Annotated in this window: 15 protein-coding genes; 8 read left to right on the top strand and 7 right to left on the bottom strand. The window is 72.7% G+C overall.

What is annotated here, in order from left to right:
• Positions 1-6: 6 nt before the first annotated feature.
• Genes LZ017_RS00590 through LZ017_RS00575 form a run of 4 tightly spaced genes read right to left on the bottom strand, consistent with a single transcriptional unit; the run spans position 7 to position 4,419 of the window.
• Positions 7-1,020: an iron ABC transporter permease gene (locus LZ017_RS00590; RefSeq protein ID WP_241298104.1), complete on the bottom strand. Its 1,014-nt coding sequence runs from the start codon at positions 1,018-1,020 to the stop codon at positions 7-9.
• Positions 1,017-1,964, bottom strand: coding sequence for an iron-siderophore ABC transporter substrate-binding protein (locus LZ017_RS00585; RefSeq protein WP_241298103.1), 948 nt, complete (start codon positions 1,962-1,964; stop codon positions 1,017-1,019). Before LZ017_RS00585 ends, LZ017_RS00590 begins: the two co-directional genes overlap by 4 nt.
• Positions 1,961-2,284: a DUF2218 domain-containing protein gene (locus tag LZ017_RS00580; protein ID WP_241298102.1), complete on the bottom strand. Its 324-nt coding sequence runs from the start codon at positions 2,282-2,284 to the stop codon at positions 1,961-1,963. The genes LZ017_RS00585 and LZ017_RS00580 overlap by 4 nt, the downstream gene beginning before the upstream one ends.
• A 17-nt stretch (positions 2,285-2,301) precedes the next feature.
• Positions 2,302-4,419: a TonB-dependent receptor domain-containing protein gene (locus tag LZ017_RS00575; RefSeq protein ID WP_241298101.1), complete on the bottom strand. Its 2,118-nt coding sequence runs from the start codon at positions 4,417-4,419 to the stop codon at positions 2,302-2,304.
• Between the two features lie 137 nt (positions 4,420-4,556).
• On the opposite strand from LZ017_RS00575, the gene LZ017_RS00570 reads away from it, so the two are divergent.
• Genes LZ017_RS00570 through ruvC form a run of 4 tightly spaced genes read left to right on the top strand, consistent with a single transcriptional unit; the run spans position 4,557 to position 7,614 of the window.
• Entirely contained in the window at positions 4,557-5,411 is an 855-nt protein-coding gene (locus LZ017_RS00570; RefSeq protein ID WP_241298100.1) for an AraC family transcriptional regulator, read from the top strand.
• Between the two features lie 38 nt (positions 5,412-5,449).
• Positions 5,450-6,079, top strand: coding sequence for a 1-acyl-sn-glycerol-3-phosphate acyltransferase (locus LZ017_RS00565; RefSeq protein ID WP_241298099.1), 630 nt, complete (start codon positions 5,450-5,452; stop codon positions 6,077-6,079).
• Positions 6,076-7,062, top strand: a complete 987-nt coding sequence (locus tag LZ017_RS00560; RefSeq protein WP_241298098.1) for a phosphatidate cytidylyltransferase — start codon at positions 6,076-6,078, stop codon at positions 7,060-7,062. Before LZ017_RS00565 ends, LZ017_RS00560 begins: the two co-directional genes overlap by 4 nt.
• A gap of 3 nt (positions 7,063-7,065) precedes the next feature.
• On the top strand, positions 7,066-7,614 hold the full coding sequence (gene ruvC / locus LZ017_RS00555) for a crossover junction endodeoxyribonuclease RuvC (protein WP_241298097.1): 549 nt from the start codon (positions 7,066-7,068) through the stop codon (positions 7,612-7,614).
• 14 nt (positions 7,615-7,628) lie between these two features.
• Here ruvC and LZ017_RS00550 read toward each other — a convergent pair whose 3' ends face one another.
• The gene (locus LZ017_RS00550; protein WP_241298096.1) at positions 7,629-8,846 is read right to left on the bottom strand and encodes a Xaa-Pro peptidase family protein; all 1,218 of its coding nucleotides are present in this window, start codon (positions 8,844-8,846) and stop codon (positions 7,629-7,631) included.
• A 138-nt stretch (positions 8,847-8,984) separates the two neighbouring features.
• On the opposite strand from LZ017_RS00550, the gene LZ017_RS00545 reads away from it, so the two are divergent.
• From LZ017_RS00545 to LZ017_RS00530, 4 genes are all read left to right on the top strand, one after another.
• A complete protein-coding gene (locus LZ017_RS00545) occupies positions 8,985-10,031 on the top strand; it encodes an AraC family transcriptional regulator (protein ID WP_241298095.1) in 1,047 nt (348 codons plus the stop codon).
• Positions 10,032-10,145: 114 nt separating this feature from the next.
• Positions 10,146-10,526: a hypothetical protein gene (locus LZ017_RS00540; protein WP_241298094.1), complete on the top strand. Its 381-nt coding sequence runs from the start codon at positions 10,146-10,148 to the stop codon at positions 10,524-10,526.
• An 18-nt stretch (positions 10,527-10,544) separates the two neighbouring features.
• The gene (locus LZ017_RS00535; RefSeq protein WP_241298093.1) at positions 10,545-11,078 is read left to right on the top strand and encodes an RNA polymerase sigma factor; all 534 of its coding nucleotides are present in this window, start codon (positions 10,545-10,547) and stop codon (positions 11,076-11,078) included.
• A 1-nt stretch (position 11,079) separates the two neighbouring features.
• Positions 11,080-11,934 (top strand): anti-sigma factor, encoded by an 855-nt coding sequence (locus LZ017_RS00530; RefSeq protein WP_241298092.1) that lies wholly within the window; start codon positions 11,080-11,082, stop codon positions 11,932-11,934.
• 6 nt (positions 11,935-11,940) lie between these two features.
• Here LZ017_RS00530 and LZ017_RS00525 read toward each other — a convergent pair whose 3' ends face one another.
• Positions 11,941-12,435, bottom strand: coding sequence for a PEP-CTERM sorting domain-containing protein (locus tag LZ017_RS00525; RefSeq protein WP_241298091.1), 495 nt, complete (start codon positions 12,433-12,435; stop codon positions 11,941-11,943).
• Positions 12,436-12,503: 68 nt separating this feature from the next.
• On the bottom strand, positions 12,504-15,539 hold the full coding sequence (locus LZ017_RS00520; protein WP_241298090.1) for an ExeM/NucH family extracellular endonuclease: 3,036 nt from the start codon (positions 15,537-15,539) through the stop codon (positions 12,504-12,506).
• Positions 15,540-15,912: the final 373 nt, after the last annotated feature.

Below are 15,912 nucleotides of genomic sequence, written 5' to 3'. Positions count from 1 at the left end.
CCATCCTCAACGGTGCAGGCCCAGGCTGGGGTCGCGGCGCACGGCCAGCACCAGCAGCGGCGCGCCCAGCAGCACCATCAGCGCCGACAGCGGCGCCTCGAAGGGCGCGGTGAGCCAGCGCCCCAGCAGGTCCGCGCCCAGCAGGGCCATCGCGCCCAGCAGCGCGCTCGCGGGCAACTGGGCCTCGGGCCGCATCCAGCCCAGCGCGCGCGCCAGGTAGGGCGCGGCAAAACCCAGGAAGGCCACCGGCCCGATCAGCGCCACCGAACCGCCGGCCAGCAGCCCGACCGCGAGCACGGCCAGCGCGCGCAGGCGCTGAGGCCGCGCGCCCAGGCCGCGCGCCAGTTCGTCGTCCAGCGCCAGCAGCGCGAGCCGGCGCGCGCCGGCCAGCGCGATCAGCGCCCCCAACGCCAGCGGGGCAAGACCTGCCCCCAGGTGCTCGGGCGTGACGCGGGCGAGCGAGGCCAGCACCCAGAAACGGAACTGGTCCAGCCCCTGCTGGTCCAGCATCAGCAGCAAAGCCATGAAGCCGCGCGCGCTGGCGGCCAGCGCCAGCCCGGCCAGCACCAGGCGCAGCGGCGACAGCGGCGCGCGCCGTCCGCGCGCCAGCAGTAGCACCAACAGCGTGCCGCCCAACGCGCCGGCCAGCGCCCAGACCTGCTGGCCCACCGGGCCCAGCTGGCCCCGCAGGCTCAGCCCCAGCGCGATCGCCAGCGTGGCGCCGCTGTTCACGCCCATCAGACCCGGCTCGGCCAGCGGGTTGCGCGTCAGGAGCTGCATCAGGCAGCCGGCCAGCCCCAAGGCCGCGCCCACCGCCAGCGCGGCGGCCAGGCGCGGCAGGCGCAGCTGGGCCATCACCATCTGCGCATGGGCGTCGCCGCCCTGCCCCAGCAGCCAGGCCAGCGCCGCCGACGCGCCGACGCGCCCCGGCCCGAGCAGCAGCGCGCCCAGCGCCAGCAGCGCCAGGCCGGCCGCGAGCAGCAGCGGGATGCCGGCGCCGCGAGCGCCCGGCGCGCTCATGGCAGCATCAGCCGCTGCACATCGTCCAGCACCGCCAGCGCGGCCAGCGGGCCGCCGGTGACGGTCCACAGCGCCGCGTCGACCTCGCGCACGCGGCCGCCGCGCGCGGCGCGCAGCTCGCGGAACTCGGGGCGGGCCATGAGGCCGGCCAGGACCTGCGGGTCGTGGGCGGGGCCGCTGGCGAACATGCCGATCAGCAGCCAGTCGGCGTCGATCTGGTCCAGCGCCTCGCGCGATAGCGGCGCGGAATGCCCGGCGCCGGCCTCCTGCTGGCGCGGCGGGCGCGTGAAGCCCAGCTCGCCCAGCAACAGCCCCGCGAAGGCCTCGCCCTTCATGTACACCGGCCCCTGCGGCGTCCAGCGCACCAGGCTCACGCTGCGTCCGCTCTGGCGCGCGAGCGGGCGGCGCAGCTCGGCGACGCGCTGTTCGTGGCGTTGCATCAGCGGCGCGACGCGCTCGGCGCGGCCGGTCCAGTCGGCGATGCGCTGCAGGGTGCGCGGCCAGGGCTCGGCGCCGCTGTGGCTGACCAGCGTGGGCGCGATGCGGCTCAGCTGCGCGAGCAGCTTGGCGTCGGCCAGGCCGCCGGCCAGGATCAGATCGGGCCGGGCGGCGATCACGCGGTCCATGCTGGGCTGGGCGAACTGCCCCAGGCTGGCGACGCCCGCGGCGCGCGCCGCCAGGTAGGGCGGGAAGCCCTGCTGCGCGCGGCCCTGGCTGGCCGCGACGGGCACCAGCTCCAGTGCCAGCAGGCAGTCCAGGTCGCGCTCGGACAGCGCCAGCACGCGCTGCGGGCGCAGCGGGATGCTCTGCTCGCGGTCCATGGCGTCGCGCACGCTGCGACGCTGCGTGTCGGCCGGCTGCGCGGTCGCGGGCGGCGTCAGCAGCCCCAGCAGCGGCAGGCCCAGGGCCAGGCGGGTGAATCGGCGGCGGGCGGCGCGGGTCATGCCAGGGTCTCCCAGTGGAGTTGCAGCGGCTCGCGGCGCGTCATCAGCGCCAGGTGCGACTCCAGCACCGAGTGCAGGCGCGCCAGTTGCTGCGCGTCGGCGCTGTGGCAGCGCACATGCAGGGTCTGCTGCGCCTGCGGCGGCACGGGCGCGTCACCGGACGGGCCCTGCACCTCCAGCACGCAGTGGCCGAACTCGAACTCGATGCTGGCGAGCCGGGGCTGCTGGTGCACCGGCACCTTCTTCGCGAAATGCTTGGCGAGCTTGAACAGATACTGTTCGGCCATGGTCGTGGCCACGCTGGCTTGGCTGTGGATCATGCGTTCTCCGCGGGATGTCAGAAATTGGCGCCCAGGCGCACCCAGACGCGGCGGCCCTCGTCGGGCAGCCAGTTGCCGGACAGGCCGGTGTTGCGGGTGCGCTCGTCGACCTCCAGCTGGCGGTTGCCCAGGTTCAGCACCGCGGCGCTCAGGGTCAGGTGTTGCGTCATCGCGTAGCTCAGGCCCAGATCCAGCGTGGAGAAGGCGCCGCGCTCGCGCACGCCGCGCGCGCCGTTGCGCAGCGCGGCCCAGTACTGCTTGCCCTCGTGGTTGGCGCGCACGAAGGCCTTGAGCCCCGGCAGCGCCTGCCAGTCCAGGCGCAGCGAGGCCAGGTGCTTGGGCGTCTTGTCCAGCGGCCGGCCGTCCAGCGAGCCGCCGTCGAACGAGGTCTCCTTGCCGCCATGGCGCTTGGAATCGGTGTAGCTGTAGTTGCCGGACAGGGCCAGCGCCGCGCTCAGCGTCCAGTGGCCCGAGAGCTCCAGCCCGCTGATCTTCACGCGATCCACGTTGTCGTAGACGTAGACGTCCAGCGCCGGGTTGCCCGGGTCCACGCGGCCGGTGTTGTAGGACACGACCTTGTTGTGGAAGCGGTTGTGGAACAGCGTCGCGGCGAGGAAGTCGTCGCGTCCGGCGTCCCAGCGCAGGCCCAGCTCGGCGCTGCGGCTGGTCTCGGGCTTGAGATCGGGGTTGCCGCACAGCGAGCCGCGGCGCGGCGAGTTGCCGCCGGTGCTCATGCAGTAGCCGGCCTCGGCCTGGCGCAGCTTGGGCGGCTTGAAGCCGCTGCCCACGCCGCCACGCAGGCTCCAGCCGCCGTCCAGCTTGTAGATGCCGTAGACGCGCGGGCTCCAGTGCGTGCCATAGCGGCCCTCGTGGTCCATGCGCAGGCCCACGGTCAGGTCCAGGCGCTCGCTGATCTCGATCTCGTCCTCGGCGAACAGCGCGCCGGCCTGGCTGCGGATGCGGTCGGGGCTGAGCGGATGGCCCTTCACCGCGGCCTCCTGGCTCACGCCTTCCAGCGCGTTGCGCTGCCATTGCGCGCCCACGGTCAGGCTGTGCGCGTTCAGCGGCAGGGTCAGCAGGCTGTCGAACACGGTGTTGGTGACGCGCGGCTCGACGGTGGAACGCTGGCCGGCGCTCCAGTTCTGCTGCTCGCCGCGCTCCTGGTGCAGCGCGCTGCGCCAGCGCGCGCCGTCGAGCACGCGGCCGCTGTGGCTCAACACCCAGTACTGGCGCTGCTGCTCGTTGCGCGTCAGCGGGTCGCTGTCGGCCACGCTGCGGCCCGGCGTGGCCTCGCGGCGCAGCTCGCCGCGCCCGGCCTCCAGCGCGAACTGCTGCCCCTCCCAGGGCGAGAAGCCCAGCTTGGCGCCGAAGCTGCTGTTGCGCTGGTCGGGCGAACCGATGGTCATGCTGACCGGGTAGTAGACGCGGTCCTCCGAGCGATCGCTCAGGCCGCCCCACAGCTGCAGCGACAGCCCGCCCGCCAGCGGGCCACCCAGCCAGAATTCGCCCTGGCGCGCATCGCCGTAGCGGCGGTCGCCCTGCTGCCAGGTGGCGCCCAGGCCGGCGCTGCCGCTCCAGTGCGTGAGCTGCTTGCGGGTGATGATGTTGATCACGCCACCCATCGCATCGGCCCCATACAGCGCCGACATCGGCCCGCGCACGATCTCGATGCGCTCGATGGCCGCCAGCGGCGGCATGAAGAAAGCCTGCACGCCGCCGGTGCCGCGGTTCATGGTCTCGCGCGTGCTCTGGCGGCGGCCGTCGACCAGGATCAGCGTGTACTCGCCGGGCATGCCGCGCAGCGTGATGTCCATGTCGTTCGCCGCGGTGCCGACCACCGCGACGCCCTCGACGCGGCGCAGCACGTCCTCCAGGCTGGCCACCGGCTCGCGCTCCAGCTGTTCGCGCGTCAGCACGGTGATGCTGGCCGGCGCGTCGGCCAGCCGGCGCTCGCTCGCGCTGGCGCTGACCACCACCTTGTCCAGTTGCTGCGGCGCGGCCTGCGCGCCCAGGCCGGCCATCAGGCCCAGCGCGAGGGCGATCTCGGCCGCCAAGGAATGGCGGCGCAGCGGGGCCTGAGAGGAGAAGGAGGAGGAGGACGGAAGAGGGAAGAAGAGCAGAGTGGGGGACGGCATCAGAATCTCGGTCGGCCCGCCCGGCGATACCGCCACGGGGCCACAGGTTGAATCTTAAATGAGAATGGTTTGCATTTGCATGAGCGCGGCGATAGTATTCCAGCCTCCACCCCGCCCCGCCTTTGCGCGCGCCACCGATGTTTGAGGTCACCACCCCCACCCCACCCTCCGCGCCAGCCCGCCACTTCGCCCGGCGCCTGCGGCCCGGGCTGGTGCTGCGCTGCAGTGCCAGCCGCCATGCGCACGATGCCGCGCAGGAGGTCGAGGCCTCGGCCGGGCTCTACCTGGTGGTGGCGCTGCGGGGCCGGGTCCATGTGGCCTTCGGCGAGCGCCATGAACGGCTGGGCGACGCGGAGGCGCAAGACCTGGCCCTGGTGACGCTGCGCCATGGCGACCGCTTCCGCCGCCTGGACGTCGACGACGGGGCCGAGGAGTGCAAGCTCAGCCTCCACGCCGGCCCGGACTGGCTGGAGCAGGCCGAGCTGCTGCCGGGGCCGCCCCGCCCCCACCTCGCCGGCGCCCATGGCCGCGCCGGTGCGCGCCTGCGCCGGCTCGCGCGCAGCGTGATCGACAGCGGCGGCCCGTCGCGCGGGCTGGAGCGGCTGCAGCTGGAATGCCTGACGCTGCAGCTGCTCGGCGAGGCCCTGTCCGAACAGGCCGGCGCCGAGCCGCCCGCCAGCATGGCGCGGCGCATGGCGCAGGCGCGCGAGCTGCTGGACAGCGGCGCCGCCGATGCCTGGAGCCTGGCCGACATCGCGCTGGAGCTGGGCTTGCACGAGAACACGCTGCAGCGCCGCTTCCGCGAGGCGCATGGCTGTTCGGTGTTCGACTACCTGCGCCGGCGCCGCCTGGAGCGCGCCCGCGCGCTGCTGCAGGCCGGCGCCAGCGTCACCGAGGCCGCGCTGGACGCGGGCTACGGCAGCCCGGCGAACTTCGCCACCGCATTCCGGCGCGCCTTCGGCTGCAGCCCCAGCCAGCAGCGTCCACGCTGAGCCCCGGCGGGGCCGCGGGCCTGGGCTAGCATGTCGGCATGTCCGTCCCAGAAGCCACCGGCCTGTTCCTGGCCTTTCTGGCGCGCCTGATCACCGGTGCCCAGGGTCATTGGAAAGGCTGCCCGCCGACCGCGGAGCAGCGCATTTATTTCGCCAACCACCAGAGCCATTTCGACTGGGTGCTGATCTGGGCTTCGCTGCCGCGCGAGCTGCGCGCGGGCACCCGACCCATCGCCGCGCGCGACTACTGGACCAGCAGCCGGCTCAAGACCTGGCTCACCACCGACGTGTTCAACGCCGTCTATGTCTCGCGCACCCGCGCCAGCCCCGACGAGGACCCGCTGGAGCCGCTGATGGAGGCGCTGGAACGCGGCGATTCGCTGGTGATCTTTCCCGAAGGCACGCGCTCCAGCAAGGGCGAGCCGCAGCCCTTCAAGGCCGGGCTCTACCACCTCGCCCAGGCCTTCCCGCAGGTCGAGCTGATCCCCACCTGGATCGACAACGTGCAGCGCGTCATGCCCAAGGGCGAGGTCGTGCCCGTGCCCATTCTGTGCACCGTGACCTTCGGCGCGCCGCTGCGCCTGGCGCCGGACGAGGACAAGCGCGCCTTCCTGGAACGCGCGCGCGCCGCGGTGATGGCGCAGCGACCGGGGGGCTGGAAGGCATGAGCTGGCTGCGCGCGCTGAATTCCAGCGAGCAGGTGGCGCTGCTCTTCGTCGTGCTCTTCGGGCTGCTGATGCTGGTCAGCATCGCCTCCGTTCTGTGGTCGCTGCGCGAGCGGCCGGAGCACGAACAGGACGCCTGGCAGGCCCAGTGGCAGCACTACCGGCACGAGCTGAACATGGTCTGGGTGGGCGCCTGCCTGTTCTGGGCCGCCTGGGTCTCGGGGCCGGTGGGGGCCACGCTGCTGTTCGGCGTCTTCTCCTTCCTGGCGCTGCGTGAGTTCATCACGCTGCTGCACACGCGCCGCGCCGACCACCGCGGCCTGATCCTGGCCTTCTTCGTGATCCTGCCGCTGCAGTACCTGCTGGTGGGCACGCGGCACTTTGACCTGTTCTCGGTGTTGATCCCGGTCTACGGCTTCCTGACCATCCCGGTGGCCAGCGCGCTGGCCGACGATCCGGGCCGCTTCCTGGAGCGCAATGCCAAGATCCAGTGGGGCATCATGGTCTGCGTCTACGGGCTGTCGCACGCACCGGCGCTGCTGCTGCTGGAGTTCCCGCGCTACCAGGGCCGTGGCGCCTTCCTGCTGTTCTTCCTGGTCGCGGTGGTCGCCTGTGGCCAGGCGGCCCAGCACCTGGCCGCCGCCAAGCTGCGCAGCCTGCCGGCGGCGCGGCGCATCAGCCGGCGCTTCTCGATGCGCGCCTGGTGGGTGGGCAGCTTCGCCGCCGCGCTGGCCGGCGCGCTGCTGTTCTGGATCACGCCCTTCAAGGCCGGCCAGGCGGCGGCCATGGCCTTCATCGCCGCCGGCGCCGGCAGCTTCGGCACGCTGGTGATGCAGGCGCTGCAGCGCGACGCGGGGGTGAAGTCATGGGGCAACCGCAGCGCGATCACCGGCGCCGTGGGCCTGCTGGACCGCATCGCGGTGATGTGCTTCGCGGCCCCCGTCTTCTTCCATTCGGTGCGCTGGTATTTCAAGGTGGGGGTCTGAGCGATGCGCATCCTCGGTATCGACCCCGGACTGCAGACCACCGGCTTCGGCGTCATCGACGCCGACGGCCCGCGCCTGGCCTATGTGGCCAGCGGCACCATCAAGACCACCGGCGTGGCCACCGGCGACCTGCCGGCGCGCATCAAGATCCTCTGCGATGGGCTTCGCGAGGTCGTCGCGCGCTACCAGCCGCAATGCGCCGCGGTGGAGATCGTGTTCGTCAACGTCAACCCGCAGTCCACCTTGCTGCTGGGCCAGGCGCGCGGCGCGGCGCTGGCCACCCTGGTGTCCGGCGGGCTGGCGGTGGCGGAGTACACCGCGGTGCAGATGAAAAAGGCCGTGGTCGGCCACGGCCAGGCGCGCAAGGAGCAGGTGCAGGCCATGGTGCAACGCCTGCTGAACCTGCCCGGCATCCCGGGCAAGGACGCGGCCGACGCGCTGGGCCTGGCCCTGATGCATGCGCAGGCCCGCGTATCCTTCGAAGCGATGAGCCGCCACACCACGCTGCAGCGGCGCCAGCACGCGCAGTTCCGCGGCGGCCGCACCTACTAGAGCCCACCCGCGCATCACAGCCTCAGGCTGCGCCGCACCAGCCAGCCACCCAGGCGCTGGCCGAGCCGCGGCCGGGGCAGCACCAGCGCCTCCAGGCCGCTGGGCGCTTCGGTGAGCCGGCGGTGGCCGCGGTCGGTCACCAGCACCGTGTCGCTGTGGCGGTAGCCGCCCACGCCGGCCTCGTAGAGGCCCGGCTCGATGGAGACCAGCATGCCGGCGGCCAGCACATGGTCGCTGCCTTCGGCGATCCAGGGCGGCTCGTGGTTGCCGAGGCCGAAGCCATGGCCGCAGCGGTGCAGCCGGGTGCGGAAGTCGGCATGGCCGGCCGCGTCAAGGAAGCGGTTCACCGCGCCATCGATCTCGGCGCAGGCCACGCCGGGGCGCAGCATCGCGAAGGCGATCGCGCGCGCCTCGCTCATCAGCGCGAACCGTTCGCGCTCGCGCGGGCGCGGCGGCGCCGTGAAGAAGCTGCGCTCGCATTCGGCCGCATAGCCGTTCACGCGCGTCAGCACCAGCGCCACATGCGGCCCGTCGCCCAGGCGCATGCCCAGCGGCGGCACGGCGTGTGGCTCCGCGCTGAGCGGCGCCGGCCAGGCCGCGGCGAGCACGCGCGTGGACAGCGGGTCCCAGTCGGGCAGCTCGCGCATGATCTTGCGCTGCAGCCGCTGCATGGGCATGAAGGTCTGGGCCGCACAGCCGCCCTGCCAGGCGCTGCGCAGCACCTGGGCCAGCCCCCAGTCGGCGTAGCGCGCGGCGCGCTGAACCTGCTCGATCTCCCAGCCGGACTTGATCAGGCGGATCGGGCCCAGGAGGTCCAGCGCCTGGCCGCCGGCCCGGCTCAGCGGCGCCGCGATCTGCCACGGCGTGCCTTCCTCGAACGCGAAGCGGCCGCGCAGCATCTGCCCATCCAGCAGCCGCTCCGCCCAGCCCTGGCCGGCCGGCGCGGGGAATTCGCGGTAGCAGTGGATGTGCTCAGGCCGCAGGCCCCAGGCCTTGCGCAGATGGTCCCGCTCCAGCACCGGCAGCAGCATGTGCCGGCCGCCATCGGCGTCGACGATGAGGAAGAACGGGCGCTCCAGCGGCTCGAAGGTGGCGCCGGTCAGGTAGTAGATGTTCTCGGTGGTGGTGATCAGCGCATGGTCCAGGCCCAGCTGGTGCAGGGCGTGGACCAGGGCCTCGTGGCGGCGCTGGAATTCGGCCGCCCGGGGCGTGGTGTCGAGAGGGGGAATCATCGCGCAAGTCCTTGTCTGGGGCGCGGGCCGCCGGGCGGCCGCAAGCTGGCGACGATTGTTCGCATGCGCACGGATTGGCAGAATTCATCGCCGGACGCCGGACATTCATTCAAGGACATCCCTCCCGGGGGTCAGGTCATGCCTTCGCTGCTCGATTCCGTCACCCCCCGCCATCTCGCCGCCCTGGTGGGCCACCTGCAGGAGCAAGGCCACGACTGCGCCACGGCGCTGCGCCAGGCCGGGCTGACACCGGCCATGCTGGCGCAGCCGCGCGTGCCCATCGCGTCGGTGATGCGCGCGATGCAGGCGCTGCTGCGGGACTCCGGTCGCAGCGACCTGGGCTTTGTACGCGGCCGGCTGACGCAGATGGGCACCGGTGACGCGGCCGGGCAGATGCTGCTCAGCGCCGCCACGCTGCGCGAGGCGCTGCAGGCGCTGCAGCCGCATGCGGCGCTGGTCTCGCCGGCCATCGCCATGCGGTTGCGCGCCGACGGCGCGGACTGCCTGGTCGAATGGACACCGGCCCTGCCCATGCCCTACGAGCTGGCCCGGGTCGCGCTGGAAACGGTGGCGGTGGCCTTCCATCGACAGGTGCTGTTCGCGCTGCAGGAGCGCGAGCTGCCGCTGCAGCTGGACTTCTCCTGGCCCGCGCCGCCGCATGCCGCGCGCTACCGCGAGCTGCGCGGCCTGCGCGTGCGCTTCGGCCGCGGCGGCGCGCCCGCGGTGATGGCGCGCCTGCCCGCCGCGGTCGCCGACCGGCCACTGCCCATGGCCGACGCGCGCGCGCTGCGCGAGGCCCTGCGCAGCGCCGGTGCCGCGCTGCGGGAGCTGGCGCGCGAACGCAGCTTCAGCGACTGGGTGCGCCATGCGCTGGCCCAGGCCGAGGACGAGTGGCCCACGCTGGAACAGCTGGCGGGGCTGCTGCGCATGTCCGGCAAGACGCTGGCGCGGCATCTGGCCCGCGAGGGCACGCAGTTCGCCGCCCTGGCCCGCGAGCTGCGCGGCGCACGGGCGCGGCGCCTGCTGGCCGAGTCCGCGCTGCCGGTGGGCGACATCGCCCACCGCCTGGGCTATGCCACGCTGGCCAACTTTTGCCGCAGCTTCAAGGCCGCCACGGGGCTCACGCCGGCGGCCTACCGCGCCGCGGCCGCGGCGGCGCCGGGCCGCGCAAGCGTGTCCGGTTGAGACCGTCCGGGGGCCTCTGAAGCCAGCCGATGCATTTCTTTCGCGGACGAAGGGAATAGACGAGCACGCCCGGGTGTTAATGCAGGGTCCCATCCCAACCACCAGGAGACTTGCATGAAGACTGCGCTGAAACTGCTGGCCGCCACCGCCGTGCTGACCCTGGCCGCCTGCGCCGCCAACCGGGGCCAAGCGCCGGCCACCCTGGTCGACGGTGTGCTGGTGGGCCCCAACCAGATGACGCTATACACCTTCGACCGCGACCTCGCCGGCTCGGGCAAGAGCGCCTGCAACGGCCCCTGCGCCGCCAACTGGCCGCCGCTGATGGCGCGCGCCGAAGACCGGCCGCAGGGCGACTGGAGCATCGTGCTGCGCGACGACGGCAGCCGCCAATGGGCCTTCAAGGGTCGGCCGCTGTACTACTGGACCAAGGACGCCAAGCCCGGCGACCGCAGCGGCGACGGCGTCAACAAGCTGTGGCGCCTGGCCACCCCCTGACCCCGGCGCCCGCCGCGCATGATCCTCGACGAGGCCCTGCCCCATCTGCCGCGCCTGCGCCGCCATGCGCGGCTGCTCTGCGGCGACGCGGCGGCGGCCGACGACCTGCTGCAGGACACGCTGGAGCGCGCCGCGCTGAAATGGCGGCTCTGGCAGCCACCCGAGGACGACGCGCGCGGCGACGCGCTGCGCAACTGGCTGCTGACGCTGATGCACCGGCTCTTCCTCAACCAGCGCCGCCGCGCCCGCGCGGCGCTGTACGAGAGCCTGGACGAGGACGAGGACGGCCTGCCGCACCCGGCGCTGCAGACCCCGCCTCCTGCGCTGGACCTGCGGCTGGACCTGCAGCGCGCCTTCGCGGCGCTGCCGGCCGTCTCGCGCGAGGTGCTGCTGCTGGTCTGCGTCGAGGAGCTCAGCTATGCCGAAACCGCGCGCCTGCTGGAGGTGCCGGTGGGGACGGTGATGTCGCGCCTGTCGCGCGCCCGCGAGCGGCTGCGCGAACAGATGCAGCCCAGTGCCGCGCCGACACCGCGGCTGCGTGTGGTGAAGTGAGATGAACAGCGATTTCCGCCCCGACGAATCCCTGCTGCACGCCTTCGTGGACGGCGAGCTGGAGCCCGCCACCGCGGCCCGCGTGGCGCAGTGGCTGGACCAGCACCCGGACCAGGCCGAGCGCGTGCTGGCCTGGCGCACGCAGCGCGGCGCACTGCAGGGCCTCGCGCTGGAGGTGCTGGACGAGCCGCTGCCGCAGCGGCTGCGCGACGCGCTGGACGGCACCGCTGCGGCCAGGCCCGCGCGCTGGCACGCCACGCAGGCCTGGGCGGCCAGCCTGATGCTGCTGGCGCTGGGCCTGGGCGGCGGCTGGGGCGCGCATGCCTGGTGGAGCAGCACGCAGCGCCTCGCGCCGCCGCTGGCACGCGCCCCCGACCCGGGCTTTGTGCGCGACGCGGCGATCGCCCACGTGCTCTACCAGCCCGAGCAGCGTCATCCGGTCGAGGTGGGCGCGGACCAGCAGGCCCATCTGGTCGCGTGGCTGAGCAAGCGCCTGGGCCAGCCGCTGCGCGTGCCCGACCTGTCGGACCAGGGGCTGCGCCTGGTCGGCGGCCGGCTGCTGCCGGCCGGCGATGGCGCGGCCGCCAGCGCGTCGGCGCCCGCGGCGCTGGCGCGCGCGCAGTTCATGTACGAGGACCGCGAAGGCCATCGACTCACGCTCTACGTGGCGACCGCCGCGGGCACCGATGCGCCGCCGGCCTTCCGCATCAGCGCCGGCCCTCCCGGGCCGGACGGCCAGTCCCTGGCCAGCTTCTACTGGGTGGAAGGCCCGCTGGCTTATGCGCTCAGCGGGCCTCTGGACGCGGCGCGGCTGACCCGGCTGGGCAGCCTGGTCTACGCCCGCCTCAAGACCTGACCCCGGTCAGGCCGAACGGCGGCGACGCAGCACCGCACCCAGGCCGGCCAGCGCGGCCAGGCTCAGCGCCAGCGACTGCGGTTCGGGCACGTCGTTGCGCTGCGGACGGATTTCCAGCAGGCCGCCGGAATCGAGGAAATCGCTGTTGAACACCAGCGTGCTGCTGCCGAAGAAGGCGCTCAGGGTCAGCGAGCCGCCCAGGAAGGACACGTAGGCATTCGGTCCCACCAGCGCGCCGCTCTCGAACTGCGCGTAGGCGCCGGGCATGGCGTCGGCCAGCGTGTAGTGGCGGCCCAGCAGCGAGACGCTCAGGCTCAGCAGGTCCACGGCCGCGTCGCCGCCGCCCAGCGCCTCGTCGAAGCTGAACTCGCCGCTGAAGGCCGAGCCGGCCTGCGGGCCGAAGTCCATGGTGCCGGTGAAGCTGTAGCTCACCGGACCGGCCCAGGCGCTCTGGGCCAGCAGCAGCGCGGCGGCGGCCGCGAGTTTCTTGAAGGTTTTCATGACGGGTTCTCCTTGTTGGAAAACCCCGGCGCCTGCGCGGCGCCGGGGTCAGAGGGATGGGCGATGGATCAGAAGCGGAAGTTCTCGGGCTTGAGCTTGTCGCAGCTCAGGCCCTTGAGCAGCACCAGCGGGCGCGCCGCAGCGGTGCCGGCCTTGCCGTCCGGATCGACCTGGATCAGCGCGCCGCCGGCATTGGCGCTGCACAGCACGTGGCCGCTGGCGAGCGGGTTCTCGCTGCTCACGTTCAGGCTGCGCATCAGCGAGCCCAGCACCAGCACATCGTCGGCCGGCGTGAAGTCGGTGATGGTGTCGCCGGCATCGGCCAGGCTGCGGTAGACGAACTGGTCGCGGCCCTTGCCGCCGGTCAGCGTGTCGGCACCGGGGCCGCCTTCGATGACGTCGTCGCCATCGCTGCCCACCAGCACGTCGCGGCCGGCCGTGCCCTGGATCTGCTTGAGCAGGTTCAGGCCCATGACCATGGGGTCATGGTCGGACGAACGGAAGGGGCTGGCGGTGTAGAAGTCCACGGGCTTGGACTCCAGGTTGTAGTCCAGCAGCTCGGGCTCGTCGGCGTTGATGTGCCAGCTGGTCGCGAACACCACCTTGCCGCTCAGGCTGGCGCTGGTGATGCCATGGTCCAGACGACCGGCCGCGCCGTCGAAGACATAGGAATAGTCCTCGGGGTTAAAGCGGCCCACCTGGTCCACGAAGGCGCCATCCTCGGTCAGCACGCGGATCGGGTCCTCCTGGGCGTAGGCGTTGAAGTCGCCCAGCAGCACCAGGTCCTCGGTACCGTACAGGCTCTGCACCTGCTGCGCGAACTGGCGCAGGCGCTGGGCCTGCTCCACGCGGGTGGCGTTCCAGCAGCCCTGCAGGCCGTCGTCGGCATCCGGATTGGCCGGATAGCTGCCGCCGGGGCAGCTGCCCTTGGACTTCAGGTGGTTCACCAGCACGGCGAACTTTTCGCCGTTGGCGGCCGCGAAGCCCTGGGCCAGCGTGGGCCGGTTGTTGACCGGATCGACGTCGGAGACCGGCGCGCCGACCGGCGTGAGCCGGTCCTTGCGGTAGAGCAGCGCGACGCGGATCGCGTCCGTGCCCGTGCCCTGGGCCGGCGTGGCGCCAGCCGCGTACACGGGCCCGCCCTTGGCCGCGTTCAGCGCGTCCACCAGGTTCTGCAGCGCCACCGTGCCGTTGTTCTGGATCTCCATCAGGCCGACGACGTCGGCGTCCAACGCCGCCAGGCTGGCGACGATCTTGTCGCGCTGGCGGATGAACTCCTCCAGGTTGTCCGCGCCACGGCAGCCGACCTGGCAGGTCTGGCCGGTCTTGCCATCGGCGGTGCGACCGTTGGTGAAGGTGGTGAAGAAGTTCAGCACGTTGGCGCTGGCGATGCGCACATTGCCACCGCTGACCTGCGGCGTCGCCACGCGCGGGTTGCTGCGCTGGAACTGCGGCACCTGCAGCGGATGGATCTTGTAGGACGCCGAGCCGGTGTTGGACGCGGTCGCGAGACCGAAGTCCAGCACGCCGGTGACGGATTCGGTGCTGTCACCGGCCCGCACGGTGTTGGCCTCGCCCAGATAGGGCGGCGGCGAGGGGTACTGGGTGCTCTGGCCATCGTCCAGCACGATGCTGCGGGCGCGGTTGGCCTCCAGCAGCGCGCGCGCGTCGGGACCGGCGGGCCGCACATTGGTGGGCGTCAGCACGCGGCCGCCGGCCGCCAGCGTCAGCTGGCCATAGCGGCCCAGGAAGGCGTTCTGCTGCACCGTCAACGGACCACGCAGCGTGACCAGCATGCCTTCCAATGACTCCAGGCCGCCGGCCGGGGGATTCAGCAGGTCCAGCTCCACCGGCTGGATCTCGTAGCCGCTGCCCTTGACGACGAGGCCGGTCGGGCCGGTCAGCTGGGTCAGCGGGCGCGACAGGGTCTGGGCGTTGCCGGCGGCGCCGGTGTTGTATTCGGTGACTTTGCCGCTGAGTTCGATCAGCTGCCCGCGCTGCACCGTCGGCACCGTGCTGGTGAACACGAAGATGCCGTCGGAGGTCATCGGATCGCCGTCGCCCAGCGGGTCCTGCATGAAGAAGCCGTTGCCGTTGACCTTGGTGACGACGCCGCCGGTCAGCACGGTCTGGCCCTCCAGCGGGCTGCGCGCGCCCTGGCCCTGGATGGCATAGATGGGGGTCTTGCCGGTCAGCGTGACCTTGAAGGCGCAGGCCGCGGTCTGCCCGCCGTCATTGGCCCATTGCAGCGACAGGTTGTAGGCGCCGGGCGCCGCGCTGGCGGCCACCTGCAGCGTCTGGGTCGCGCTGGCGCCGGGCGCATCGGCCGGCGTCAGGTTGAGCAGCGTGAACCCCTGCGGCAGCCCGTTGGGCAGCACGCTGAGCGCGTTGACGATGGAGTCGGCATCGCGTGCGCCGACGCTGAAGACCTGCGCCGTGCCGGCCGCCAGGCTGATGTCCGGGCACTGGGCCACGATGGGCTGCGCCACCGGGCCGCCGGCGCACAGATGGGCCGGCGACGCGGCGTTGCGCGGCGACGGCGCGAGCACCTCGAAGTCGGCCTGGTTGACGTTGCTGTCGGTGCAGCCCCCGGCCTTGCGCAGCGCCGCGGTGGTGTTGCTGAGCGTCGCCACCGGCGCGCCTTCGAGCGGCGTGGAGCTGCTGCCGAAGCTCACCATGTCCTCGGCGCCGGAGGGCACCGCGACCTGGCCGATCGCGGCGTCGGTCTTCATCAGCGCAACCTTGCCGGCCGTGCCGCTCATCGCCAGCGTGCCGCTGAAGTCGCCCTGCACATCCACGCTGCCGCCCGTGCCCTGGGCCTGACGGATCAGGTAGTAGCGCCCCGGCGCCAGACGCACGCCGGCCGGGATCACCGTGCGCGACCAGTTGGTGCCGGTGGCACTGGCGTACTGCACGCTCCAGCCGCCGATCTCGACCTCGGTCGAGCCGGCGTTGAACAGTTCGATGAAGTCCTGCTTCAGCGTGGCACCGGCATTGCCGCCGCCGCCATAGACCTGGCTGATCACGACACCGCTGGGCGAGGCCACAGCCAGCGGTGCCGCGAAGGCCAGCGCCATCAGTCGGGCAAGGGGGATGAGTTTCATGGTGGAAAACGTTTGCTCTTGGAGTTCCTGCAACGCAGGGAGGGCGGGGCCGGCATTCAACCGGCGCGCCGATGCTAGCCAGCGCCCCCCTGGGCGCGCCAGACGCCTGAATGCGGGGGTGGTCGGCGCAAGAGGGTCAGGTCTTGCCTCTCGCGGGCGCCCAGCGCACGGGCCGCGGGCGATCGGGCCTCGGCCGGAGCGGCGAACCTGGTGGAAACCCGTAATTTGCAGCCGCCGACCTGGGCCCGTCATGCGGCCGACATCGAGGCCTGCGATCCGCGAAGCGGCCGCGCGGCGTGCACCGGCCCGACCACGCCGCCCCCGGCGCCCGGCCCTCGCGCGGCGATGCCCGGGCGCGCTGCCCGGATTTTCT

This window comes from Pelomonas sp. CA6 (genome assembly GCF_022549225.1).
Taxonomy (GTDB): Bacteria; Pseudomonadota; Gammaproteobacteria; order Burkholderiales; family Burkholderiaceae_C; genus Roseateles.
Note: the sequence above shows the minus strand (reverse complement) of the source record. Positions and strands in the feature narration are given on the sequence as shown.